Source organism: Aeromonas sobria, from assembly GCF_000820145.1.
GTDB lineage: Bacteria > Pseudomonadota > Gammaproteobacteria > Enterobacterales > Aeromonadaceae > Aeromonas > Aeromonas sobria.
Window position 1 is genome coordinate 15,399 of the sequence record NZ_CDBW01000042.1, and the last position, 24,277, is coordinate 39,675.

General features: G+C 57.5%; 20 protein-coding genes. 7 read left to right on the plus strand and 13 right to left on the minus strand.

Annotated elements, in window-relative coordinates; all coding sequences use genetic code 11:
- Nucleotides 1-42 precede the first annotated feature (42 nt).
- Nucleotides 43-2,232, minus strand: a complete 2,190-nt coding sequence (gene malQ / locus BN1135_RS18080; RefSeq protein WP_042023495.1) for a 4-alpha-glucanotransferase — start codon at nucleotides 2,230-2,232, stop codon at nucleotides 43-45.
- Between the two features lie 348 nt (nucleotides 2,233-2,580).
- On the opposite strand from malQ, the gene gap reads away from it, so the two are divergent.
- Both gap and BN1135_RS18090 read left to right on the plus strand, forming a co-directional pair.
- Complete coding sequence (gene gap / locus BN1135_RS18085) at nucleotides 2,581-3,576, plus strand: type I glyceraldehyde-3-phosphate dehydrogenase (protein ID WP_042023497.1); 996 nt, start codon at nucleotides 2,581-2,583, stop codon at nucleotides 3,574-3,576.
- Nucleotides 3,577-3,661: 85 nt separating this feature from the next.
- Nucleotides 3,662-4,528 (plus strand): D-hexose-6-phosphate mutarotase, encoded by an 867-nt coding sequence (locus BN1135_RS18090; RefSeq protein WP_042023499.1) that lies wholly within the window; start codon nucleotides 3,662-3,664, stop codon nucleotides 4,526-4,528.
- A 70-nt stretch (nucleotides 4,529-4,598) separates the two neighbouring features.
- On the opposite strand, the gene nadA is transcribed toward BN1135_RS18090, so the two are convergent.
- The gene (gene nadA / locus BN1135_RS18095) at nucleotides 4,599-5,672 is read right to left on the minus strand and encodes a quinolinate synthase NadA (protein WP_042023501.1); all 1,074 of its coding nucleotides are present in this window, start codon (nucleotides 5,670-5,672) and stop codon (nucleotides 4,599-4,601) included.
- Nucleotides 5,673-5,811: 139 nt separating this feature from the next.
- Between nadA and BN1135_RS18100 the strand changes: the two genes are divergently transcribed.
- Nucleotides 5,812-7,917, plus strand: coding sequence for a methyl-accepting chemotaxis protein (locus BN1135_RS18100; protein ID WP_042023502.1), 2,106 nt, complete (start codon nucleotides 5,812-5,814; stop codon nucleotides 7,915-7,917).
- Nucleotides 7,918-7,986: 69 nt separating this feature from the next.
- Here BN1135_RS18100 and BN1135_RS18105 read toward each other — a convergent pair whose 3' ends face one another.
- Nucleotides 7,987-8,442 (minus strand): NfeD family protein, encoded by a 456-nt coding sequence (locus BN1135_RS18105; RefSeq protein WP_042023504.1) that lies wholly within the window; start codon nucleotides 8,440-8,442, stop codon nucleotides 7,987-7,989.
- The gene (locus BN1135_RS18110) at nucleotides 8,439-9,362 is read right to left on the minus strand and encodes an SPFH domain-containing protein (protein WP_042023506.1); all 924 of its coding nucleotides are present in this window, start codon (nucleotides 9,360-9,362) and stop codon (nucleotides 8,439-8,441) included. The genes BN1135_RS18105 and BN1135_RS18110 overlap by 4 nt, the downstream gene beginning before the upstream one ends.
- Nucleotides 9,363-9,559: 197 nt before the next feature.
- On the opposite strand from BN1135_RS18110, the gene cysG reads away from it, so the two are divergent.
- From cysG to cysC, 4 genes are all read left to right on the plus strand, one after another.
- Nucleotides 9,560-11,005 carry a siroheme synthase CysG gene (cysG, locus tag BN1135_RS18115; protein WP_042023509.1) on the plus strand — a complete coding sequence of 482 codons (1,446 nt, stop codon included), beginning with the start codon at nucleotides 9,560-9,562 and terminating at the stop codon, nucleotides 11,003-11,005.
- 96 nt (nucleotides 11,006-11,101) lie between these two features.
- A complete protein-coding gene (gene cysD / locus BN1135_RS18120; protein ID WP_082186840.1) occupies nucleotides 11,102-12,070 on the plus strand; it encodes a sulfate adenylyltransferase subunit CysD in 969 nt (322 codons plus the stop codon).
- A 12-nt stretch (nucleotides 12,071-12,082) separates the two neighbouring features.
- Nucleotides 12,083-13,510 carry a sulfate adenylyltransferase subunit CysN gene (gene cysN, locus BN1135_RS18125; protein ID WP_042023511.1) on the plus strand — a complete coding sequence of 476 codons (1,428 nt, stop codon included), beginning with the start codon at nucleotides 12,083-12,085 and terminating at the stop codon, nucleotides 13,508-13,510.
- A gap of 168 nt (nucleotides 13,511-13,678) precedes the next feature.
- A complete protein-coding gene (cysC, locus tag BN1135_RS18130) occupies nucleotides 13,679-14,269 on the plus strand; it encodes an adenylyl-sulfate kinase (protein ID WP_042023513.1) in 591 nt (196 codons plus the stop codon).
- A gap of 255 nt (nucleotides 14,270-14,524) precedes the next feature.
- Here cysC and BN1135_RS18135 read toward each other — a convergent pair whose 3' ends face one another.
- From BN1135_RS18135 to BN1135_RS18175, 9 genes are all read right to left on the minus strand, one after another.
- Nucleotides 14,525-16,525, minus strand: a complete 2,001-nt coding sequence (locus BN1135_RS18135; RefSeq protein WP_213391085.1) for an AIPR family protein — start codon at nucleotides 16,523-16,525, stop codon at nucleotides 14,525-14,527.
- A 636-nt stretch (nucleotides 16,526-17,161) separates the two neighbouring features.
- Complete coding sequence (locus tag BN1135_RS18140; protein ID WP_042023517.1) at nucleotides 17,162-18,799, minus strand: methyl-accepting chemotaxis protein; 1,638 nt, start codon at nucleotides 18,797-18,799, stop codon at nucleotides 17,162-17,164.
- 258 nt (nucleotides 18,800-19,057) lie between these two features.
- Nucleotides 19,058-19,918, minus strand: coding sequence for a TIGR03899 family protein (locus BN1135_RS18145; RefSeq protein ID WP_042023518.1), 861 nt, complete (start codon nucleotides 19,916-19,918; stop codon nucleotides 19,058-19,060).
- Nucleotides 19,919-20,022: 104 nt separating this feature from the next.
- Nucleotides 20,023-20,499: a DUF3299 domain-containing protein gene (locus BN1135_RS18150; RefSeq protein WP_042023520.1), complete on the minus strand. Its 477-nt coding sequence runs from the start codon at nucleotides 20,497-20,499 to the stop codon at nucleotides 20,023-20,025.
- Nucleotides 20,500-20,530: 31 nt separating this feature from the next.
- Nucleotides 20,531-21,778, minus strand: a complete 1,248-nt coding sequence (locus BN1135_RS18155; protein ID WP_042023522.1) for an ABC transporter permease — start codon at nucleotides 21,776-21,778, stop codon at nucleotides 20,531-20,533.
- 76 nt (nucleotides 21,779-21,854) lie between these two features.
- Nucleotides 21,855-22,544, minus strand: a complete 690-nt coding sequence (locus BN1135_RS18160) for an ABC transporter ATP-binding protein (protein ID WP_042023523.1) — start codon at nucleotides 22,542-22,544, stop codon at nucleotides 21,855-21,857.
- Nucleotides 22,545-22,548: 4 nt separating this feature from the next.
- Nucleotides 22,549-23,139, minus strand: a complete 591-nt coding sequence (locus tag BN1135_RS18165; RefSeq protein ID WP_042023526.1) for a DUF2796 domain-containing protein — start codon at nucleotides 23,137-23,139, stop codon at nucleotides 22,549-22,551.
- A gap of 31 nt (nucleotides 23,140-23,170) precedes the next feature.
- Entirely contained in the window at nucleotides 23,171-23,470 is a 300-nt protein-coding gene (locus BN1135_RS18170) for a DUF2607 family protein (RefSeq protein WP_042023529.1), read from the minus strand.
- 44 nt (nucleotides 23,471-23,514) lie between these two features.
- Nucleotides 23,515-24,057: a YtfJ family protein gene (locus BN1135_RS18175; RefSeq protein ID WP_042023532.1), complete on the minus strand. Its 543-nt coding sequence runs from the start codon at nucleotides 24,055-24,057 to the stop codon at nucleotides 23,515-23,517.
- Nucleotides 24,058-24,277: the final 220 nt, after the last annotated feature.

A 24,277-nucleotide genomic window follows, 5' to 3' on the forward strand; every position in this document is an offset into this window, starting at 1 on the left:
GCCGGAGTGGATTTAGGTGAGTCAGCTGTGTTGCACAGTGGCTCAACGACTGGCCTCATCACGGGCTTGGCTCATTTTGCCAGCCAGTGCCTTGAGTGCCTCATTGGCAAAAATATCTTCCAGGTCAGCAGAGAGCTTGCGGCGCCAGTTGGGGTATTCGTAACTGGTGCCCGGCACGTTGACCGGTTTGTCCATCTCCAGCCAATCCTCCAGCTGGGTACTGAACAGGGCACAGCTACCGCGGGACATGTGGAGCTGCAGACCGTGGTTGAGTTCGGTGTTCATACCGACCCAGTTCACGTCATGGCTGATGTGGTCAGAGATGACGTGATGCGCATGCAAGCTGTCCAGGATCCGCTGCTTGGCCTGATGGCGATCAGCATACAGCGTCTTCAAAACATCCTCATCTGGATATAAACCCAGTTGACGGCCCAGCGCCAGATCATCGCAATGCCAGAATCCCTTGAGGGTCGGCATGTCGTGAGTGGTCAGGGCTGACATCGCCTGCTCGGTGTAGTGGGCAGGTGAGATGAAGCCGCCATCCGTCTTGGCGCGCTCGAAGAAGAACACCTTGTAGGAGTGGACGCCATTCTCTTTCAGGGTCACGTCGATCCCTTCCGGCACAGTGCCCAGATCCTCGCCGATCAGCAGGCACTGGTTGCGGTGGGATTCGAGGGCCAGAATGCCCAGCAGATCGTTGACCGGATAATAGATGTAGGCGCCTTTGGCGGCAGATGCTCCGGGCGGTACCCACCACAGGCGCAGCAGCGCCATCACGTGGTCGATGCGCAGTGCGCCACAGGAGCGCATGTTGGCACGAAACATCTCCACCATTGGCTGGTAGGCGGCTTCAAACAGCTGGTTCGGATTCATCGGGGGCAGGCCCCAATTCTGACCCAGTGGCCCCAGCACATCAGGCGGCGCACCGACCGAGGCTTTCGGGCAGTAGAGATCCTGGTTGGCCCAGATCTCGGTGGAGCCTTCAGAGACGCCAACCGCCAGATCCCGGTAGATCCCCATCACCATGCCGGCCGCCTTGGCGCGCGCATCGGCTTGCGCCAGCTGCTCATCGGCCAGGAACTGCAGGTATAGGTAGAAGTTCACATCTTGCTGATGCTCGGCCATCCAGGCGGCAACTGCGGGGTTGTGGTAATTGCGGAACGGCTCCGGCCATACCGGCCAGCCCCAGGCGTTGTCGCCTTTGGCATAGAAGTAGGCCTGCAGGGCATCAAATGCCGCTTGCTGTTGCAAGCTGTCGCCACCGGCGGCCACGAAGGCATCAAAGGCAGCCTGACGTTCGGCGCCAAAGCTGGCTTCGTCGAACACCTGACGCAGCATGGCGAGTTTGGTCTGGATAACGCCAGTGTAATCGACGTTCTCCTGGGCGCGCAGCTCGGCCAGATGTTGCTGGAAGGTGGGGCTTGCCACTTCCGCTTTCAGGCGATCGCTCTGCTGGAATTCAGGCACCGCTTCCACATTGATATAGGCGACGTTGAGCCAGCGACGGGAAGAGGGGCTGTAGGGGCTGGCACTCTCCGGATTGGCCGGGTAGAGGGCGTGGATAGGGTTGAGGCCGACGAAGTGGGCACCCCAGGCGGCGGCTTTCTCGACCAGCTGGCCCAGATCGCTGAAATCACCGATGCCCCAGTTGTGGCGGCTGCGCAGGCAGTAGAGCTGCACGCTCGGGCCCCACACCTTGCGGCCATCGGCAATCGGCGCCTGCTTGTAGCAGGCTTGGGGGACGACGATAAGGCGCATGGTAGCCAGCGGCTCGTCGTTACCCTCTTCCAGCAGCACCAGCTGGTGATAACCCAGCTCGGGGGCCATCTCCAGCGTCACCTGATAGGCCTGGCACTCCATCTCCTCAAATTCAGCCACGCCGACCAGCTCACCCTCGATGGGGGTGAATTGACCGGACAACACCGCACCCTGCTCCTGCTGGAGCTGCCAGATGAGGGCGTCGTTGACGAATTCGAGGGGGAGGCGGACCTCGAGGGTGACGGCGTCGCCGGTGCGAACCACCATCACAGGATCCAGCGCCCGCAGCCAGTGCTGGCGATGCTCCTCTTCCAGCTGTTGCACCAGTGCAGCCTCGTCATCGACGCGGTAACCCATGGCGCCCAGCATGGCGGCCTTGCTCTCTTCGGATACCTGTGCCGGATGGCCCCAGGCATCAACATATTCACTGGCAATGCCCTTTGCGGCAGCCAGCTGTTCAATCAGGGTGGTCATAGTTTGAGAATTCCCGCTGTGGATTCTATCTATACTATTTTGATTCATTTTTATGGGTTGGTATGTGAACAGTGGCTTTTGGGCCATGCTAAACCGCGCACATTTTTACATATCTCTGTGAATGGTTGTGTGACCGGGCAGGCACTATTGTGGATCTCTGTGCACGACCCCGTTATGACACTATTTTCATCAAAATATGGTAATCAGTTACATAAACAGAAAATTAATTTCACAGTTTTTCATGACGTAGCGCAATTTCAGACAGAAAGTTGGTTGACTCACCTGAGAGTTCTAGTAAATTTACAAACGGAATTTTCTTTAACTACTGAACAGTTAGGTAACAAAATTATGACTATCAAAGTAGGTATCAACGGTTTTGGCCGTATCGGTCGTTTCGTATTCCGTCTGGCTTGCGAGCGTGCAGACATCGAAGTTGTTGGTATCAACGACCTGATCGATGTTGACTACATGGCTTACATGCTGAAGTACGATTCAACTCACGGTCGTTTCAACGGTACCGTAGAAGTTAAAGACGGCAACCTGGTTGTAAACGGTAAAACCGTTCGCGTTACCGCCGTTCGTGACCCAGCTGAGCTGAAGTGGGGCGAAATCGGTGTTGACGTTGTTGCCGAAGCGACTGGTCTGTTCCTGGATGACGCTACTGCACGTAAGCACATCCAAGCTGGTGCCAAGAAAGTTGTTCTGACTGGCCCGTCCAAAGACGCTACCCCGATGTTCGTAATGGGTGTTAACGACGCGACCTACGCTGGCCAGGACATCGTTTCCAACGCTTCCTGCACCACCAACTGCCTGGCACCGATCGCCAAGGTTCTGAACGATACCTTCGGTATCGAGTCTGGCCTGATGACCACCGTTCACGCTACCACTGCTACCCAGAAGACCGTTGATGGTCCGTCCGCCAAAGACTGGCGCGGTGGTCGTGGCGCTGGCCAAAACATCATCCCGTCCTCTACCGGTGCAGCTAAAGCTGTTGGCGTAGTTATCCCAGAACTGAAAGGCCTGCTGACCGGTATGGCTTTCCGTGTTCCGACTCCGGACGTGTCTGTTGTTGACCTGACCGTTAACCTGAAGAAGCCTGCTACTTACGAGCAGATCTGTGCTGCAATGAAAGCCGCTTCCGAAGGTTCCATGAAGGGCGTTCTGGGCTACACCGAAGATCAAGTTGTTTCCAACGACTTCATCGGTGAGCGTCAGACCTCCGTATTCGATGCCAAAGCCGGTATCCAGCTGAACGACAAGTTCGTTAAAGTTGTGTCCTGGTACGACAACGAAATGGGCTACTCCAGCAAAGTTCTGGACCTGATCGCTCACATCTCCAAGTAATTTGGGATGCGCAATCGCGTAGCTTAAAAAAGGCGGCCATTGGCCGCCTTTTTGTTTTTCGCTTCCCCTGATGACAGGAGTCCATATGCATACCATTCGTCCTCTGACCGCCAACTGCCAGCTCGCCAACAATGCGGCCGGTCTGCCGGTTCTCACCATCAACAATGACTATGGCAAGGCAGAGATAAGTCTGTTTGGTGCTCATGTGCTGAGCTATCAGCGTCATGGTGAGCCCGCCTCCATCTGGCTGAGCGACAAGGCTGTGCTGGATGGCAGCAAGCCGATCCGTGGCGGTATCCCGCTCTGCTGGCCCTGGTTTGGCCCGGCGCCAGCGCGCGTCGGCAGTGGCAAGCCTTCCCATGGTTTCGCCCGTACCACCCTTTGGGAGCTGGACGGTGTGTCCGACCATGCTGATGGCACGCTCGTCCATCTGTCTCTGCGTGATAGTGATGGGACCCGCGCCCTGTGGGATCATGCCTTCGAGCTGGAGCTGGATGTGCTGGTGGGCAAAGAGCTCTCGCTGGTGCTGGCCACTCGCAACACCGGCGCTCAGCCGCTGACTTATAGCGGTGCGTTGCACACCTATCTTGCTATCAGCGCACCAGAAGCTGTGAGTGTGACCGGTCTGGGCGAGCCCTATGCCGACAAGCTGACCGGACAGGATGCCCAGCAGCAGGGTGCATTGACCCTCAATGGCGCGTTGGATCGGGTCTACTGGCAGCCAGAGGCGCTGGTTTGCGTCAAAGATGGCGAGCGTGAGACCCGGGTCATGAGCGGCCACCACGACAGCGTGGTGGTCTGGACCCCCTGGCTGGAAGGCGCCACCGCCATGGCCGACATGAGCGACGATGGTTATCGCACCATGTTGTGTGTCGAGGCGGCCATCGCTGGTGAGGCGGGGGTCACTGTTGAGCCGGATGAAGAGCACAGCTTCTCTACCGTGATCATCTAACTTCAGCCACATCCCATAAAACAAGAGGGCACCCATCGGGTGCCCTCTTTGCATCTCATCCCCGTTGCAATCAAGCGTTGCCTTGGGTCTTGAGCTTGAGTTCGGCAGCAAAGTTGAGCATCCGATCGAGGGGGATCAGCGCTTTCACCCGCAGTTCCTCATCTACATGGATCTCGTGCGGCTCAGCGCCATCGGTGAGGGCGGCTTTGATCGCCACCAGACCGTTCATCGCCATCCAGGGGCAGTGGGCACAGCTGCGGCAGGTGGCGCCATCGCCACCGGTCGGTGCTTCCACCATCTCTTTATCCGGACAGGCCTGCTGCATCTTGTAGAAGATGCCCCGATCGGTTGCCACGATCAGCTTCTGCTGGGGCAGCTCTTTGGCGGCCTTGATCAGCTGGCTGGTGGAGCCCACCGCATCGGCCAGCTCGATCACCGAGGCGGGGGATTCCGGATGAACCAGCACGGCGGCGTCCGGATTTTGCTCTTTCAGCTCGCGCAGGGCGCGGGCCTTGAACTCGTCGTGAACGATACAGTGGCCCTGCCAGCGTAGCATCTGGGCGCCGGTCTTCTTCTCGATGTAAGCACCCAGATGGCGATCCGGGCCCCAGATAATCTTGTGACCCTGGCTATCGAGGTGCTCGACAATTTCCAGCGCGATGCTGGAGGTGACCACCCAGTCAGCCCGCGCCTTGACCGCTGCCGAGGTATTGGCATAGACCACCACGGTATGGTCGGGGTTGGCGTCACAAAAGGCCGAGAACTTATCGATAGGGCAGCCCAGATCGAGGGAACATTCAGCCTTCAGGGTCGGCATCAGCACCTGCTTATGGGGGCTCAGGATCTTGGAGGTCTCACCCATGAAGCGCACCCCGGCGACGATCAGGGTCTGTGCCTCATGATCCCGGCCAAAGCGGGCCATCTCCAGCGAATCCCCGACGAATCCGCCGGTGGCTTCGGCCAGCGCCTGGATCTCGGGATCCGTGTAGTAGTGGGCCACCAGTACCGCCTTGCGAGTCTGGAGCAGCGCCTTGATGTCTGCGATCAAGGTCGTTTTCTGCTCGGTGCTCAGGGGAATAGGCTTGGCCGGAAAGGGGTAGTCCATTTCGACTACCGGCGGGACACTGCTCAGTGCATTGCTCATTGCGACTGTTCCATCAACGCTCGGGAAGGCGAAAATTATAACCAGAAGCTGGCGACAAACCCATCACAAATCCGGTGAAACGCAAGTGGGGGAATATACTCAGATAATTCGTTGTCACCCTGCCATAAGGAGTTGCCCCATGAAGCAACGCTCCCTCAAGTTCAAGTTGTTGTGCCTGACCATGGGACTGTTTCTGCTGACTGGGCTAGCCATGACCCTGTTGCAGTCGGCCTCCTTCAGCACCCTTCGTAGCATGGTGATGACCCAGACCAGCGCCGCGCTGGAGCAAGAGGTCTCCCGCAGCCTGCAGTATCAGGCGGAGCGCTATGCCATCCAGATCGCCTCGCTGATGCAGAACTCCTATCAGATCCCCCTGACCGTGGCCGCCCAGATTGAAGCCGGGATGGCCAAGCCGGAGCTGCGGTTGTCGCGGCCGCAGGTCGAGTCGCTGCTCGGCAGCAGCTTGCAACAGGCGAGCGGGATCAGCTCCATCTACGCCCAGTTTGAACCGGATGGTTATGACGGCGAGGATGGCAACTGGTTGGCGGGGGCCAGCCACTCGGTGGTGGGAAAGGGGAGTCTGGAGATTTATTTCACCAAGGGCCAAGGGGGGACGGTCACCCAGCAGCAGATTGATGCTGCGACCAGCGAGGCCAAGTTCGATACCTCTCTCAACGAATTCGGCATTCGTAACAGCGAATGGTATCTCTGTGGCCGCGACACTCGCCAGCCCTGCCTGATGGAACCCTACCTCTACGAGATAAGCCCGGGCAACAAGATGTTGATGACCAGTTTGACTGTGCCCATTCTCCATGATGGCAAGTTTGTCGGGCTGGCCGGGGTGGATATGAACCTGCCCATCTTTCAACAACTGGCTGAAAATCTTGGCAAGAGCCTTTATGACAACAAGGCCGATGTGACCCTGGTCAGCAAGATGGGGCTTATTGTGGGCAGCAACCGCTATGCCGACAAGCTGGGTCGTCCGCTCAAGGAGGTGGGCCTGACCCTGCCGACCGGTCAGCCGGTGAGTAGCGACAGTGACTTCATTCTCCAACAACCGATCCGGATCGAGGTGGCCAATACCCAGTGGTGGTTGATGATCAAGGTGCCCAAGGCGTTGGCACTGAGCAAGGCGCACACCATCAGTGGTGAGCTTGGCACTCTGTTGGGAGATGCCCAACGGCAGCAGGTGTTGGCGATGGGGGTCATCATCCTGCTGGTGCTGGGACTACTGGTCTGGTTTATCCAGACCATTACCGCGCCGCTCTCCCTCATCAGTCGCCATGTAGGTCATCTCTCCAGCAATGAGGGGGACTTGACCCAGCAGATGGATATCGACACCCATCAGGAGCTGATCGATCTTGGCTCCCAGCTTAATGCCTTCCTCGGCAAGCTGCGGGGTATGGTGCAAATGAGTAAGGGGATCGGCCAGCAGGTTTATCAGCAGGCGCGGGAGATGAAACATACCGCCGACACCATGCGCAACAGTCTGGATGAGCAGAATCTGGAGCTGGAGAGCGTGGTGAGCGCCATGCATCAGATGAGTACCACTGCGGTCAGCGTGGCGGGTTATGCCGAACAGGCGGCGCAGGAGTCGGAGTCTGCGACCCACCACATCAATACCGCCCAACAGACCCTCAGCAATGCGCGTAACGAGATCCACACCCTGGTTGGCGATATGCATGAGGCGGACAAGGCGGTGGCGCTGGTGGCCCAGCGCAGCACCAATATCAGCCGGATCCTCGATGTGATCCGCGCCATTGCCGAGCAGACCAATCTGTTGGCCCTCAATGCCGCCATCGAGGCGGCGCGGGCAGGTGATATGGGACGCGGCTTTGCTGTGGTGGCGGACGAGGTGCGGGCGTTGGCGACCAAGACCCGGGAGTCGACCGACGAAATTGGCCAGCTGATCGGCAGTCTGCAGACCGAAGTGAGCAGCAGCCAGCGTCTGATGAATACCGGTATCGAGCGCTCTGCCACCACGGTGCAGGGCACCGAGCAGGCGTTCGAGGCGCTCAATCGGGTGGTGGCCCAGATCCAGCAGATCCACGACCACATCAGTCAGGTGGCCACCGCCGCCGAGCAGCAGAGTGCGGTGAGCGACACCATCAACCAGAACCTGATGCGGATCGGCGACACCGCCAACGTGATCGGACAGGAGGCCAGCTCCAGCCATCAGCTGAGCGAGGCACTGGAGCAAGCGGCTACTGCGCTGGCCAGCCAGCTCGACCGGCTGCGTACCTGAGTGGCAGCCAGAGAAACAAAAGCCCGCGATCGATCGCGGGCTTTTTTATGGTTCGATGGCCGTGTGCCGTCAGTTACGCGGTTCAACCAGCAGGATGTGGGAGTCGGCCCCCACCACCCTGACCTTGCTGCCCGCTGGCAGTGACGCGTCGCAGCGCACTGTCCAGACAGTGTCGTCCAGATGTACCCGGCTGGTGCCTTGAGCGACATCATCCAGCAGGGTCAGCTCGCGGCCCATATAGCTCTGCATCCGCTCATTGATGGTGCTGGCGGCATCCTGACCTGAGTTGTCACGCTGGTGCTGCCAGCGCCACCAGGCCCAGGTGGTGAGCAGGGATTGCACCGCAAACAGCAGCAACTGCACCTGCCAGCCAAAGGGCCAGACCAGCAGCAGTAGCCCTACTTCCAGCGCGGCGATGCCGGTCCAGAGCAGGAAGCCCACCGAGCCGAGCACCTCGATGGCCAGCAGAATGAAGCCGAACCCCAGCCAGTGCCAGTGGGTCAGCCCCTCGAACAGGGCTGTCATGACTTGCTGCCCTTGCCATCTTTGTTGAACAGCTCGGCCATGCCGGCCACAGAGCCAATCAGGCTGCCCGCTTCCAGCGGCATCATGATGATCTTGCTGTTGGGGCCTTCACCGATGCGGGCCAGCGCTTCGGTATATTTCTGGGCCACGAAGTAGTTGATGGCCTGCATATCACCCTCTGCGATGGCTTTGGAGACCATGTGGGTCGCCTTGGCTTCCGCCTCGGCAGCCCGCTCCCGCGCTTCGGCGGCGAGGAAGGCGGCCTGGCGCTCACCTTCGGCTTTGAGGATCTGGGACTGCTTCTCGCCTTCCGCTTTCAGGATCTTGGACTGGCGCACTCCTTCGGCTTCCAGCACCTCGGCCCGTTTCTGGCGCTCGGCCTTCATCTGGGCGTTCATCGCCTCGACCAGTGCCAGCGGTGGGCGCACATCTTTAATTTCGATGCGGGTCACCTTGATGCCCCAGGGGGCGGTGGCGGCATCCATGGTGCGCAGCAGCTTCTCGTTGATGGTGTCGCGCTGGGAGAGCATCTCGTCCAGCTCCATGGCGCCGAGCACGGTCCGCATATTGGTCATGGTGAGATTGCGGATGGCGCTGGTGAGATCGTTGACCTCATAACCCGCTTTGCGGGCATCCACCACCTGCACAAAGCTGATGGCGTCGATGGTGACGTTGGCGTTGTCGCGGGAGATCACCTCTTGCGCCGGGATGTCCAGCACCTGTTCCATCATGATGATCTTGTGACCGACCCGATCAACATAGGGGATCAGCAAGTTAAGGCCGGGGGAGAGGGTGCGGGTGTAGCGGCCGAAGCGCTCCACGGTCCAGTTGTAGCCCTGTGGCACTATCTTGATGCCCGCGCTCAGGGTGACGATCACCAGGAACACGAAAATCCCTAGCACAATCAATGATTCATTCATCATTTAGCTCCTTATGAAACACAGCCCCTAGCCTATGGTCTGGCGTCAGGTACCACAAGTGACTTCACTCGCCTTTGTCGTGAATTGGCTTTGCTAATTACTTAAAAGCATTAAAAAGCATTTTTTATTATTTTGAGGGATAAGCTGCCCTGCCTATAGTCGCCCCATATTAGTCGTGTTCCGAGGGATGGGCCGAAATGGATTATTTACCTATGTTTGCCAAGTTGGAAGGCCGCCCGGTACTGCTGGTGGGCGGGGGCGAGGTTGCCCTGCGCAAGGCGCGCCTGCTGCTGGCAGCCGGTGCTCGGCTGACCCTGGTCTCCCCGGAGCTTGAACCGGAATTCACTGAATTTGCCGGCCGCTTCACCCATCTGGCGGAGCGTTTCACCCCGGCCCATCTGGCAGGCCAGATCCTGGTGGTGGCAGCAACCGACAATCTCGAAGTCAACGCACTGGTTTATCAGAGTGCCAACCAGCTGGGGCTGTTCGTCAACGTGGTGGATGACCCCAAGCGTTCCAGCTTTATCTTCCCCTCGATCATCGATCGCTCGCCGCTGATGGTGGCTGTTTCCAGCGGTGGCAAGGCGCCGGTGCTGGTGCGCCTGCTGCGCGAGCGGCTGGAGAGCCTGCTGCCGCGCCATCTTGGCGGGCTGACCGAGCTCTCAGGCCGGGTTCGTGACAAGGCCAAGCGGGTGCTCTCTTCTATCTCCGATCGCCGCCGCTTCTGGGAGCGCGCGTTTGCCTCCAACACCCTCGCCAGCCTGATTGAAAAAGAGGATTGGCAAGGCGCCGAGCAGTGGCTAAGCGATGGCCTCGACCACGCCAAGAGCGAAGTGGGGGAAGTGGTGCTGGTCGGCGCGGGCCCCGGCGATCCGGGCCTGCTGACCCTAAAGGCGCTGCAACAGATTCAACAGGCGGAAGTGGTGCTCTACGACCAGCTGGTCTCGCCTGAGATCCTCGATCTGGTGCGCCGCGATGCCACTCTGGTGTCGGTCGGCAAGAAGGCGGGCGCCCACAGCGTGCCGCAGGAGGAGACCAATCGCCTGCTGGTGGAGTACGCCAAGGCGGGCAACCGGGTGGTGCGACTGAAAGGGGGCGATCCCTTCATGTTTGGCCGTGGCGGCGAGGAGCTGGAAGTGCTGGCCGATGAAGGCATTCCCTTCTCGGTGGTGCCCGGCATCACGGCCGCCGCCGGTGCCACTGCCTATGCCGGTATCCCGCTGACCCACCGCGATTACGCCCAGAGCGCCGTCTTTATCACTGGCCACTGCCAGAAAGAGGGTAAGGAGCCCGACTGGCAGCAGCTCGCCGCCACCAGTCAGACCCTGGTTATCTACATGGGGCTGATGCGCTCCGAGCATATCCAGCAGCAGCTGGTGGATCACGGCCGAAGCCAAGCCACCCCCATCGCCATCATCGAGCGCGGCACCACCGCCCGTCAGCGGGTGCTGACCGGCACGCTGGCGGATCTGGCGGAGCTGGCCAAACAGGCGGTGAGCCCGTCGCTTATCGTCATCGGCGAAGTGGTGGCACTGCGCGAGCGGCTCGCCTGGTTTGGGGAAAAAAGCGGGGAACAGGGCGGCAAGCAGCGCGCTAACCCGGATCTCGATGGCTGCGACCTCAAGCTGGTGCAGCTGGCCTGAGCCAGACAGAGATATTTGATGCGGCTGCCGGTGCGGCCGTGCACTGAACCACCCAGCGCCCCGAGCAGGCGCATTAGCAATGACCCGAGGACCAACATGGACCGTGAAAGAGTGACTCACTTGCAGCAACCCCATGTGGAGAACACCCCAGCCGGTATCTCCCGTGAACGATTGACTCACCTGCAGCAGCTGGAAGCCGAGAGCATCCATATCATCCGCGAGGTGGCTGCCGAATTTGAAAACCCGGTGATGATGTACTCCATCGGCAAGGACTCCTCCGTCATGCTGCATCTGGCCCGCAAGGCCTTCTATCCGGGCAAGATCCCGTTCCCCTTGCTGCACGTCGACACCGACTGGAAGTTCAAGGAGATGATCACCTTCCGCGACGAGACCGCCAAAAAGTACGGGCTGGATCTCATCGTCCACAAGAACCCGGATGGCCTCGCCATGGGCATCAACCCCTTCGTCCACGGCAGCGGCAAGCACACCGACATCATGAAGACCGAGGGGCTCAAGCAGGCACTCAACAAATATGGCTTCGATGCCGCCTTCGGTGGCGCCCGCCGCGACGAGGAGAAGTCCCGCGCCAAGGAGCGGGTCTACTCCTTCCGTGACAAGTCCCACCGCTGGGATCCGAAGAACCAGCGCCCCGAGCTATGGCGCGTCTACAACAGCCAGGTCAACAAGGGGGAGAGCATCCGGGTGTTCCCGCTCTCCAACTGGACCGAGCTCGATATCTGGCAATACATCTATCTCGAGAACATCGACATAGTGCCGCTCTACTTCGCGGCCCATCGTCCGGTGGTGGAGCGCAACGGCATCAAGATCATGGTGGATGACGATCGCATGCCGCTGACCGCCGAGGATGAGGTAAAGCAGGAGCTGGTGCGCTTCCGCACCCTTGGCTGCTACCCGCTGACCGGGGCCATCGAATCCGATGCCACCACCTTGCCGGAAATTATTGAAGAGATGCTGCTCACCACCTCGAGCGAGCGGCAAGGGCGGCTGATTGACCACGATCAGGCCGGCTCCATGGAGCAGAAGAAGCGTCAGGGATATTTCTAAGGAGTCGTCAGCATGAACAGCCATATTCAGACCGCCATCACCGAACAGGGCATCGAAGCCTATCTGCACGCCCAGCAGCACAAGAGTCTGCTGCGTTTTCTCACCTGCGGCAGCGTGGATGACGGCAAGAGCACCCTTATCGGTCGCCTGTTGCACGACTCCCAGCAGATTTATGAAGATCAGCTCAAAGCGCTGGAGTCCGACAGCCAGAAGCTCGGCACCACCGGCGAGAAGCTGGATCTGGCGCTGCTGGTAGACGGCCTGCAAGCGGAGCGCGAGCAGGGCATCACCATCGACGTGGCCTACCGCTATTTCTCTACCGCCAAGCGCAAATTTATCATCTCGGATACCCCGGGCCATGAGCAGTACACCCGCAACATGGCCACCGGCGCCTCCACCTGCGATCTGGCCATCATTCTGATCGACGCTCGCAAGGGGGTACTGGATCAGACCCGTCGCCACAGCTTTATTGCCAGCCTGCTTGGCATCAAGCAGTTCGTGGTAGCGGTCAACAAGATGGATCTGGTGGAGTTCAGTCAGGAGGTGTTCGAGCGCATCAGTGCCGATTACCGCGAATTTGCCAAGAAGCTCAGCGTCGACACCATCCATATCGTGCCGGTCTCGGCGCTGGACGGTGACAACGTGGTCAACCCGAGCGACAAGCTGGCCTGGCACCAAGGTGAGACTCTGCTCTCTCTGCTTGAAACCGCTGAGGTAGAGCGCGAACTGGAGCGTCATCCGGTGCGTCTGCCGGTGCAGTATGTGAACCGACCCAACCTCGATTTTCGCGGCTTCGCGGGCACGCTCGCCTCCGGCATCCTGCGGGTGGGCGACCGGCTTGCGGTGCTGCCGTCCGGCAAGGAGAGCACAGTGGCCCGCATCGTCACCTTCGACGGGGATCTGGAGTACGCCCTGCCGGGTCAGGCCATCACCATCACCTTCGCCGATGAAATCGACATCAGCCGTGGCGACCTGCTGGTGGATACGGCCAACCGTCCGCAAGTGACCCAGAACCTGCTGGCCCATATCGTCTGGATGGGGGAGGAGTCCCTGCAACCGGGCCGGGTCTACGACGTCAAACTGGCCACCAAGAAGAGTCGCGGTCAGGTGGAGGCCATCCACCACCGCATCGAAATCAACAAGCTGGATGAGCTGCCCGCGAACGAACTCAAGCTCAACGAGATCGGCCTGTGCGAGCTGAGCCTCACCGATCCGGTAGCGTTCGACCCGTATCGGGAGATCCGCGACACCGGCAGCTTTATCCTGATCGACCGGCTGACCAACGTCACCGTCGGCGCCGGCATGATAGTGGAAGGCTTGGCTGCCAAAGCGGTAAAAGGGCACTACAGCGAGTTCGAAATCGAGCTCAACGCGCTGGTACGCAAGCACTTCCCCCACTGGCAGGCGTTGGCCATCGGCAACGACAGCGACAAGCAATAGATCGTTGTTCTCCCTCCCTGCGGGAGAGAGCAGGATGATGAGCGTCCCCCGTTATTCCCACCCCTCCTGCCGCCGAGGAAAAGAGGGGGGCAGGGAGTCAGTGTGCCCTCTCCCTTTGGGAGAGGGCTAGGGTGAGGGGCGGGATTGCGCCGAAAAGAAGGAGTCTGGATGAATAACGTTGTATGGCACCCGCATGCGGTGAACAAGGCCAGCCGGGCCGAGGCCAAGGGGCAACGACCGCTGGTGATCTGGTTTACCGGGTTGTCGGGGGCAGGCAAATCGACTCTGGCGGGGGCGCTGGAGCAGGCGCTGGCCGCTGAGGGCAAGCACACCTATCTGCTCGATGGCGACAATGTGCGCCACGGCCTCTGTGGCGATCTTGGTTTCGATGATGCCGCCCGGCAGGAGAATATCCGCCGGGTCGGCGAGGTGGCCAAACTGATGGTGGATGCGGGTTTAATCGTGCTCACCGCCTTTATCTCGCCGTTTCGTGCCGAGCGGGCGCTGGTGCGCAGTCTCTTGGAGGAAGGGGAGTTTGTCGAGGTGTTTGTTGATGCGCCGCTCGCCGTCTGCGAAGAGCGCGACCCCAAGGGGCTCTACAAAAAGGCGCGGGCGGGGGAGATCACGAATTTTACCGGTATCGACTCCGCTTACGAGGCGCCGGAGCAGCCGGAAATTCATCTGCTGAATGCCGGTAAACCGGTGGAGGTGCTGATGGATGAACTGCTGACCGCCCTGCGGCAGGGGGGCTACCTGTAGTTGCTGCGTTGCTCTGTCTGATAAAGGAAGCCGGAGCATTATTCCGGCAACAGGGTAATGAGCCGTGCTGTAAGCAAAGAGCAGGCGAGGCGGGCAAAGAGGCAATCTTTGCCCGTCCCCCCAGCGAATATTGAACCAACTCAATGCTGCCGGTATAAACCCTGCAACGGGATCTTCCGATCCTTACCTATATCTTGGTACAGGTAGTCTCGATTGTTCGAATACGCTGCGTTATCCGAACCTACGGGTTCTGAGTTAATTTTCATCTTCACCAAATAGTTGCATTGTCTCTGGATTAACTCTATCGGGATCAAAAGCAATAACATCCCCATCGGCATCATATACCACACCGTCTATTTGTTTATTGCGGTATCCTTCATCAATTAATAATTGAACTGCTTGAAAATACTGATTGTTTGTGCACTGAAGCTCTTTCGTAATAATTTTGTGAATGCCAGGCTTCCACGGTTGCTTTGGCAACAATTCGTTGACTTTTAACGCGAAAGATAAGTCTATTGCCTGCTTACTTTTGGTGTTAATAGAATGGGAGTAACTCACTAGTTTTTCTTTTTCAATACGTTCACTATTTGAAATGGAAAACTCTTTTGATGCTTCAATGCATAGGTCTATAAAGAAGTTCTTGCTTTTTACTTTTTTACCGTTTTGATCTATAGGTCTAATTTTTTTAATAAAGTCCCACGTTGTGGATATTTGCTCTTTCGTGTAAAAAGATAAATCAAACTTTTCTAGGTCGTTAGCATTGAAATCATATTTACCAAAAAATCTACTTACTGTTATTAAACTAACGATTTGCCTCCATTTTTTTAAGAAATTTTCATTTCCAAACGATCCAATAGGGCGAAATTCCTCTAACGACTCATCAGTCTTCTTAAGTATTACAGCAATTTTAGGCCATACAGATAACGGGGACTTTTGAGAGAATACTTGATTATATGCATTGTCAGAACGCATAAATCTTGCACGTAATGACGATGCTTTTTGAGGCGACTTTAATATTAAATTTACATATCCAGAGGCTAGGTATAGTGGCGTGACGATTTTTGAAGATGGAATCCCCATATTTATGTGGAAATTCTTCCGGCGCTCATAATACAAATCGGCTCTTTCAAGAATATCTTCAATATCTCTCTGTATCTTATCTGTAGCATGTAGTGATGCTAATTCAACATCTGTCTGATTGTTTGTTGCGCGAATAATTTTATCACGAATATTCTCATCTTGAGAGACTATAACTTTAATAAGAATAGAGCGAGACTCAGGATCTTTTCCTCCAGATTCGAAATATCTAAAAATTGACTCTGTCGTCTGCAATCCATTCACAATTTGTATATCTTGTAACTGTATAGAGTCACCAATTACATTAGCTGATGTAGCCAGTATTGTTACACCATTATTTAACCACCAAAAATCAGGAGAAGATTCATCCTGTAATGTATCTCGTATGTCTTCATTAACACGATTTAACCCCATAAAATCGCGAACGTTCGAATCAAAGAGATAGCGTCTTAGTTTGCCATTATCAGAAATAAAACCATAATAATCCTTTAAATTAGCTAGTAATACATATCGTTCACCACTAGTTAATACTTTGGAGTATGCTAATTCTAAAGAAAAGTTTGGTTTCTTTCGGTGTAATTCAACTAGTTCTGTTGAACCAAAAAATTTAAATGAAACATTGCATGACCCGAAGCATTCTTTTGTAATTGCAACAATTTGTTCTGCTCGTGAATTAACAGAAGTACCAATGCTACCTGTATCTCCTCTAGATGCATAGGAGTAATTAATATGGAATTTACTTAATCTCGGAGAGACCTTTCGGTATGCATATTTTAGATTTTCACGAGTTTTTAATATTTTTTCTGAATAGTCACCACTTAACTCTTGAGAGTCTAAACTCAAATCTAACAATTCTGAAATGCTTGAGTATAAACTTTCAATTGGTGCTTGTTTAAACGTATCGTGATGCTTACAAGTAATAATCCAAACTTCTAATTCAGAACCAGACTTAGGCCAAATGAATGATTCTGGTTCTGTCAACAAGTGACCATTAATAAAAATGAAAAAACCATCAATGCCGCCATCATTACGGCCATCTACAGAACCATATAGGATATCGTCATGTGATAAATCATAATCTTTTAAAATTTGTTCAAATGCTAGGTATTCAAAAACCTCATCATTTCTATTTGATGGAACCTTCTTTTCGATGCGGTCGTCGACTATTCCATCTAACAATAAAGTATCATTTTTAGCCAGTTTGTTATCCTTAGCAATGAGTTAATAGTGATACCTTCCATTTAATTCTGTTATGCCTTGAATTTATGATGAAAAGTGTAAGTTTCAAATCTATGTGTTATTTCATATATTGGGCTAAAAATAGTAGGTTGGAGCTGAACGCAGTGAAGCCCAACGTTTACCGCGAAACGTATTTGAACATTTATTTTACCGTTCGGGCAAATACATGTTTATCCCGCTCTGGTTGACGCGATAACGCTCGTCTATTGGGCTTGGCTACGCTGCGCCAACCGACAAAAACCACGCTACCGCCCCTGAATTTCAGCCTCCAGCTTGCTGCTTTACCTGAGATTTGGCACTGGCTTGGCTCATGGCTGACTCCTGCGAGAGGTTGCCAAGCGACTATGTTACCGAACGGGGCTGGGGTGGAAAGTGGAAGCGGGCAGTTTTCTGAACCAGATCAACAAATTAATCAATAACGGGCGGCGATGTGCTCGTGCAAGAACAGCCGCCTATCAGCGCAGAGGGAAATCGGACAGTGAAGCGAGGATGTCGTCCTCTTGTTGGCGGGCATTAAAAAACCCTATGGGCCCAAAGGCTCATAGGGTTTTTCTGCGGTGATTGTTTGGGTAGTGGTTATCTGGCTTGGCGCAGCGGGACGGCGCGGGTGGCTGCGGCTTCATAGCGGCTTTGGTTCGCCGGAGCGGTTTTCTGGAACTGGCGCACCAGCCGGTCGAGATCGCTCAACTGGTTGACCAGCTGGGTGATGCCGTGCACGGCGTGCTGGCTGCCGACACTGGAGTCATCGGCCAGGGTCTTGATGCTGAGCACGTTGCGGTTGATCTCGGCGGTAACGTGGGATTGCTCCTGTACCGCTTGGGCAATCTGGCCGCTGCCGGAGGCCACCTGCTGCAACATGTTGTTGATCTGCTGCAGTACCGCGCCGGTGGCCGATGCCTTCTGCTGGCAGCTGTCGGCGAGCTGGCACCCTTTTTCCATCGCCTGTTCTGCCTGGCCCGAGCTGTTTTGCAGTTCGGTGATCATCTTCTGGATCTCGCTGGTAGAGGATTGGGTCTTGATGGCCAGCGAGCGGATTTCGTCGGCCACCACCGAGAAGCCACGGCCTGCTTCGCCAGCCCGGGCTGCTTCGATGGCGGCGTTGAGGGCCAGCAGATTGGTCTGGTTGGCGATGTTGTTGATCACATCGAGGATACCGTCGATATCGCGGCAGTGGCCGACCAGCGCGCTGATAACGGTTTTGGAGGTGGTCAGCTCGCTGTTCATACCGGCTACGGCTGCAACTGTCTCTGCCACGCTGCTATTGCCGCTCTTGAAGAGCACGGCGGTCTCATCCAGCAGGCTGGAGGAGTCGCTGGTGCTTTGCGAGACCTCGCGAATGGACTCCGACATCTCGGTAACGGCGGTCGCCACCTGATTGGTTTCGGCTTGCTGCTGTTGCAGGTTGTCGGTGATGGATTCGGCGTTGCGCAGATCCCCCTCGGCGGCCTGCAGGATCTTGCTGCAAGTCTGCTGGGTGCGGGCCAGCACGGCGTTGAATTCGGCCTGATTGAGCAGCATCGAGAGTTCGATGGCGGCGATGTTGTCCACCTTGTTGGTGTAGAGCAACTGCATCAGCGGATTATCGAAGCGGCTGCGGGCCATCTTGTTGAGCTTGCCGAGGCGACGGGAGAGGGCATTCAGGGTCACGGCGGCCACGGCCAGCGGGAGGGCTACCAGCGCCAGTTGCCAGTTCATCTCGTGGCTGTAACCGAGGGCAAACATGGCGAGCAGGCTCAGCAGCAGGCAGAGGTTGATGGTCAGGGTATGAGAGAAGGTGGGCAGCTTGAGTGCCAGCGGCAGCTTGTCATTGCGCAGGTCAGCATAGACCTTCTCGGTCCGCTGTTTGATCTCTTCGCTCGGGGCGGTGCGCACCGACTGATACTCCACCACTCTGCCACTGGCATCCTTGATGGGGGTGACAAACGCGCTGACCCAGTAGTGGTCGCCGTTCTTGCAGCGGTTTTTCACCGGCCCCATCCAGCTCTTGCCATCACGGATATGGTTCCACAGATCGGCAAAGGCCTGTTTCGGCATGTCCGGATGGCGCACCAGATTGTGGTGTTCACCGACCAGCTCATCCAGCTGGAAGCCTGCAATCTCGCAGAACTCGTCGTTGGCGTAAGTGATGCGGCTCTCCAGATCCGTGGTGGAGATCAGGCTCTGGTGGTCTGGATAGAGGCGTTCCCTTTGGGTAACCGGTTGATTGATTCTCATGGCCTTGCTCCCGAGCTGTGGTGGTTAAGTTTTAAACTGTATCAAAACCTTTGCAAAGGGCGGGCCATCAACCACATCAAGTGACTTTTGTGTCAATAAGGGGGCGCAGCCAGTGAGAGCAGCGGTGCTGCAGTTGCAATGTGCAAAAAATGGGCAGCGAGAGACGAGGAGATCTGCATTTTGCACCTCACTTTGCTGAGTGAGGTGCTGTGAGCGGGATCTGGGGGGAGTCGGTGGGCGTGTTGCCCCCATCGACGCTCAGGGGGTGGCGTCAGGGGTATGGGGTGCGGTCTCGCTGACCAGCTGCATCACTTCAATCTGGATCCCCTGCACCAGCACGGTTTTCAGATCCTGCAGGTACTCCTCCAGCGGCGACTCTTGCAGCAGCTGGGCGAGCTCGTTGCCCACCGGGGTGAGCCGGTAGTAGAGCAGGGTGATGTTGTGCTGCTTGCACTGCAGCCGCCAGCGCTGGTTGCCGAACTCCAGCTCGACCCCATCGGCGGGCAGCGGGCCGGACTCCAGCTCCCCGCGGTGCAGCAGACCCAGCTCGAACAGCTGCAGCAGGGCGTTGTAGGGCAGCCGGTATTTGCCAAGGCCGAGGCGGGTTGCCTTGGCACGGCTCAGCAGGCTGGCACCCTTGTGCAACCCCAGCAACAGCCGCTGCTCGTCGCTGCCGGTGTAGCGGCAGGTCAGTGAACAGATACGCTGAAACAGCTGGGCTTCCCGTTGGGTCATCTCTTTGAGGGTGGAGAGCGCCCGGATGGAGAAGCGGCCCGGGGTGGCTATCTCCAGCGCGAAGATCCGCCCCCACAGCTGCTGCATCGGCACCATGCTGATATCTTCCGCCAGATGCAGGAAGCGGGTCAGCCAGTCGCTGTCCATCTCCCCTCCGGCTGCCGTCTCTTCACAGTGGCGAGCGGCCATCACCATGATGGCTTCCAGATTACGCTGGCGGGCGGCCTGATCCGCCAGATGGCGAAAGGTGGCGCGCTGTTCGAAGGTGCTGTCGCTGTTGCGGGTGAGCATGCCGTCGATGCCGCGACTGCGGGCCAGACGCAGGGTCTGCTCCTGACTGCTCAGGATCGAACTCTCTTTCTTGGGGGGCGGGAGGTCTGCCATGCTGACTCCATTAGCACAGGTTCAGGAGATGAATGTTACTCCAACCCTGAGGCCAAGATAACAAAGCGGCCTCCGTGGAGGCCGCTTTTTTTTCAACGGGAGGATTACTCCTCGTAGACGCTCACCTCGACCGCTTCCATCGAGTAGGAGGCGGTGGCCATCTCGTGGCTGGAACTTATTGTGCGCATCTTGCCCTTCACCCAGATCGCATCCCACAGATCATCCACCGGTGCACCCTTGGGGTAGCTCACATAGATCACCTGATTGGTGGGGGGCGGCGGCACATGGATGCAGGCGCCGAAGTAGGGCACCAGCAGGAAGGCGGTGATCTTCTTGGCATCCCCTTCCAGCGGTACCACGAAGCCCGGAATGCGCACATCCTGGCTGTTCAGCTTCTTGTTCACCCCGCCCACCGGCTGCGGCACGGAGGTGAGATCCCCATCGTGACTCACCTGAGGGGGTGGCAGCAGTTTTTCCCCCTCCGGGATCAGCACATCCCAGTCGATGGTCTTGTAATCGGCGGCCATGGCGGGCAGCACCAGCAGGCTGGCCAGCAGCGCCACTATTTTCCACTTCATCATCTGTCCTTCTGTTTCTATTTTGGGCGTCTCGCTAGACGCGAATACTCATGCCATCGCTCAGGCTATAGCGGTAAGCGCGGGCGGCAGGGAGCAGGCCGATCACCATGCCCGCCAGCCACACCACCCCCAGCAGTTGCCACTCGTAGGTGCTCGGCAGCCCCAGACTTAATTGCAGGCCATAGTGGCTGAGCAGCCAGGGCGTGGCAAGCCCCTGCCCCAGATAGAGCACGGCGACCCCGAGGGCGATGCCGACCGTGGTCAGCGCCATTGCCTCCAGCGCCAGCAGCAGGAACAGGTGGGAAGGGCCAGCGCCGAGGGAACGCAAAATAGCGAGTTCCCGGCGCCGCTCGTTAAGCCCCGCCAGCAGGGTGGTCAGCATGCCGATCAGGCCCGCCACCACCACGAAACCGGCGATCACCGAGAGGGCGGTTTCCGCCACGCTCATCAGGCTCCACAACTCCTGCAGGGCGGCACCGGGCAGGATCGCCATCAGCGGCTCTTTGGCATAGGTGTTGACGCTGCGCTGCAGCTGGAACGCCAGAATCCGGTTGCTCAAGCCCACCATAAAGGCGGTGATGGTTTTCGGGGTGAGCTCCAGTGCCAGCGCCTGCTCGGCGGTCACGTTCTTGCTGTGGCGGCCGGTATCCCAGCCCAGATGGATCGCCTCGATCCCCGCCAGCGGCACATGGATGGTGCGATCGATGGGGGTGCCGGTCGGTGCCAGTATTCCCACCACCTTGAACGGTAGGTTGTCATGCTGGCTGAACGAGGTGTTGCCAGCGCCGTGGGCGATGACGATGGCCTGATCGAGCCGATAGCCCAGCTTCTCGGCCACCTGAGCGCCCAGTACCGCTTCAAACGGCGTCTCGAACGGCCGCCCCTCCCGCAGTTGCAGCGACTGCTGCTGACCGTACTTCAGGTGGGTGAAGTAGTCGCCATTGGTGCCGAGCACCCGAAATCCCTTGTGGGAGTCACCAAGCGAAAGCGGGATGGTCCAGGCAACGCCGGGTTTCTGCTTGATGGCCTGATAGGAGTCCCACCCCACGTTGTTGGTGGGGTTGCCGATGCGAAACACCGAGTAGAGCAGCAGGTTCACCTGACCTGAGCGAGCGCCAACGATGAGATCAGTACCCGAGACGGTGTTGGAGAAGCTTTCGCGCGCCTGGGTGCGTACCCGTTCCACCCCGAGCAGCAGGGTGACGCTGATGGCAACGGCCAGCAGGGTGAGTCCGGCGGTGAGGCGACGGGCCCAGAGACTTTGTAGGGCGAGTTTTAGCACGTTACCCTCCGGTTTTGTTGTGGTACCGCGTGGGGGCGCATGTTGCTCATCAGGGAGATGCAGTGTTGAACGGTGATCAGCATGATGCCTTCCTGTTGAGCTGTTGCAGATTTTCAACCCGTGGAAACAGGGGCTCGAGATAGGGGTCATGGCTGACGAAGATCAGGGTCGAGCCCTGCTTCTCGCACTCCTCGAACAACAGCTTGATAAAGGCCGCCCGGTTGTCGGTATCGAGGGCCGAGGTGGGCTCGTCGGCGATCACCAGTGGCGGTGAGCCGATCAATGCCCGCGCGGCGGCAACCCGCTGTTGCTGGCCGATGCTGAGGGCATGAACGGGGCGGTGCAGCGCTTCATCCGGCAGTTGCAGCTCCGCCAGCAGACGGCGGGCCTCCTGCTCCGGACTGCCCTGCAGGCGGGCCCGCTTTTCGGGGGAGAAGGTGAGGGCCGCGGTGACGTTGTCCTGCACCGAGAGAAAGGGCAGCAGATTGAACTGCTGGAAGATATAACCCAGATTGGCCGCCCGGAAGTGGTCACGGGCACGGCCAGAGAGCCGGGCCAATGGTTGGCCCAGCACCTCCAGGGTGCCGTGGTTGGCGGTCTGGATCCCGGCCAGCAACCCGAGCAGGGTCGACTTGCCGGAGCCCGATGGCCCCTTGATAAAGACCCGCTCACCCTCGTTGATGGTGAGGGCGGGCAGATCGAGTACAACTTCATGACCCGGCCAGGCAAAGGCCAGATCGCGGATCTCAACCACGGCTTTTTTCATGGTGTTACCAGCTCAGCTTGTTGGCGGACGGGGTCAGCTCGCCAGCGGTCTGGCCGGTGGGCAGGATCCCCTGCACGCTCAGCTTCGCAAGGCTCGGATAGACACTGAACAGGGTCGCCTCAAGGCCGGTGAGTTTGGCCGGAGTGGCGCAGGTGTAGGTGTACATGGCGCCCATATCGGCGTGACCCGCTTCGTCATGATCATGGTGGTGTTCATGCTCGTCGCTGGCAGCCTTGTCATGGTCATGGTCATGGTCATGGTCGTGATCATGCTCTTCTTTGGCGGCTTGCAGCTCTTGCTGGGTCAGCTTGCAGCCAGCGGCCGGGTCGAGGCGGAACAGGGCGTCTGGCTGCTTGAGTTGAGCCATAGCCTTGGCGTATTGCGCCTTCTCTTCAGCGCTCTTGGCTGTGTGCTCGAAGCCCACCAGATCGGCCGCAGGGGCTTGTAGCTCGATCATCAGCTGGTTGCCATCGACCACCAGATTGAGGTGGCCGTGGCCGTGTTCATGGGCGCCGTGGCTGTGGCTCTCGTGTTCGTCGTGATTTGCGTGTGCGCCAAAGGCCGCAGCGGTCAGTAACAGAGTAACTGCTTTCATCTTTAATCCTTTTTCAAAACAAATAGCGAAATTAAACAAAGGGATAGAGAAAAGCAGGGGATGGCGGTGCACGGATGGCATAGGTGTGAAGCGTGGCGGTATCCGCCGAACGTTGCGTGCTTGCAACAACGGGCAGAACAGCAGTCGCACTGGGGAAGCAATAGGGGGTGGCGGTGATGACTTGTTTGCCATCCAGATGGAGGGCGCAAACCAGACAGTGATGGTCGTCGTGGCCGGGCAGGGCGGATTCAAGCTGATGCCGGGCAAGGGCAGGCTGCAGCCATAACCAGCCCAGCAGCAAGATCCAGATTTTCAGCTTGATACGACCCATAGACCCTTATGGAAAGGGCGCCATCAGCGCCCTTTCTCTCTGACTTAGAGATGGGACTTGATGAGCCCCATCACGGTAGTAATGTTGTTGGCATCGAGCTGGCCATCTTTGGCAAACAGCACCTTGCCCTCTTTATCCAGCAGGATGATCGCCGAGCTTTCCGGCATCAGATCCCAGGCGTTGCGCGCCATGCCCTTGGCATCCAGCACCATGGCGGACCAGGGGAACTCTTTCTTGCTGTCCTCGGCACTGCTCTTCACGAAGCCGGAGGTGCCCCAGATGGCGTCATTGCTGTTGATGATGGTGACGGTCTGGTACTTGTCCTGCGGCAGTTTGGCCGCCTTGATCGCCTCGATCATCGGGGCGTTCAGCTCCTTGGCACTGGAGCGACCCGCAATATGCTGGATCATGAACACCTTGCCAGTGAGCGACTGGCTCTGCCACGGCTGGTAGCCGATATCCTTGCCGCTGAGTACCAGCTCACCCTTGTCACTGACATTGACCAGCGGCACCGGGTTGCCATCCTTGAAGTTGTGAGCAAAGACCAGAGATGGCAGCAGCGCCAAAGTAAGTACCAGATGTTTCATCCTGATGACACTCCATTTGTTATGTTATAACGAGTTTCGGATTGAGGGAATGGGCGAGCTTCATCCTAAACTGATCGGATCTGTTTAAAAAGTGTTAAATAAGATCGCAATTCAGAAGCGTCTGCGCCCCGCCAGTCAGGAGGTTGGCTGGCAAGGGCGGCTAGGATGGCATGACATCGATAAAAATCAATGAATTGGCTGCTGGTCTGAGGTGTCTGGG

What these genes read in the sequence shown, in the direction of transcription:
- malQ (WP_042023495.1), bottom strand. Translation starts at nt 2,232, where the DNA reads ATGACCACCCTGATTGAACAGCTGGCTGCCGCAAAGGGCATTGCCAGT.
- gap (WP_042023497.1), top strand. Translation starts at nt 2,581, where the DNA reads ATGACTATCAAAGTAGGTATCAACGGTTTTGGCCGTATCGGTCGTTTC.
- BN1135_RS18090 (WP_042023499.1), top strand. Translation starts at nt 3,662, where the DNA reads ATGCATACCATTCGTCCTCTGACCGCCAACTGCCAGCTCGCCAACAAT.
- nadA (WP_042023501.1), bottom strand. Translation starts at nt 5,672, where the DNA reads ATGAGCAATGCACTGAGCAGTGTCCCGCCGGTAGTCGAAATGGACTAC.
- BN1135_RS18100 (WP_042023502.1), top strand. Translation starts at nt 5,812, where the DNA reads ATGAAGCAACGCTCCCTCAAGTTCAAGTTGTTGTGCCTGACCATGGGA.
- BN1135_RS18105 (WP_042023504.1), bottom strand. Translation starts at nt 8,442, where the DNA reads ATGACAGCCCTGTTCGAGGGGCTGACCCACTGGCACTGGCTGGGGTTC.
- BN1135_RS18110 (WP_042023506.1), bottom strand. Translation starts at nt 9,362, where the DNA reads ATGAATGAATCATTGATTGTGCTAGGGATTTTCGTGTTCCTGGTGATC.
- cysG (WP_042023509.1), top strand. Translation starts at nt 9,560, where the DNA reads ATGGATTATTTACCTATGTTTGCCAAGTTGGAAGGCCGCCCGGTACTG.
- cysD (WP_082186840.1), top strand. Translation starts at nt 11,102, where the DNA reads ATGGACCGTGAAAGAGTGACTCACTTGCAGCAACCCCATGTGGAGAAC.
- cysN (WP_042023511.1), top strand. Translation starts at nt 12,083, where the DNA reads ATGAACAGCCATATTCAGACCGCCATCACCGAACAGGGCATCGAAGCC.
- cysC (WP_042023513.1), top strand. Translation starts at nt 13,679, where the DNA reads ATGAATAACGTTGTATGGCACCCGCATGCGGTGAACAAGGCCAGCCGG.
- BN1135_RS18140 (WP_042023517.1), bottom strand. Translation starts at nt 18,799, where the DNA reads ATGAGAATCAATCAACCGGTTACCCAAAGGGAACGCCTCTATCCAGAC.
- BN1135_RS18145 (WP_042023518.1), bottom strand. Translation starts at nt 19,918, where the DNA reads ATGGCAGACCTCCCGCCCCCCAAGAAAGAGAGTTCGATCCTGAGCAGT.
- BN1135_RS18150 (WP_042023520.1), bottom strand. Translation starts at nt 20,499, where the DNA reads ATGATGAAGTGGAAAATAGTGGCGCTGCTGGCCAGCCTGCTGGTGCTG.
- BN1135_RS18160 (WP_042023523.1), bottom strand. Translation starts at nt 22,544, where the DNA reads ATGAAAAAAGCCGTGGTTGAGATCCGCGATCTGGCCTTTGCCTGGCCG.
- BN1135_RS18165 (WP_042023526.1), bottom strand. Translation starts at nt 23,139, where the DNA reads ATGAAAGCAGTTACTCTGTTACTGACCGCTGCGGCCTTTGGCGCACAC.
- BN1135_RS18170 (WP_042023529.1), bottom strand. Translation starts at nt 23,470, where the DNA reads ATGGGTCGTATCAAGCTGAAAATCTGGATCTTGCTGCTGGGCTGGTTA.
- BN1135_RS18175 (WP_042023532.1), bottom strand. Translation starts at nt 24,057, where the DNA reads ATGAAACATCTGGTACTTACTTTGGCGCTGCTGCCATCTCTGGTCTTT.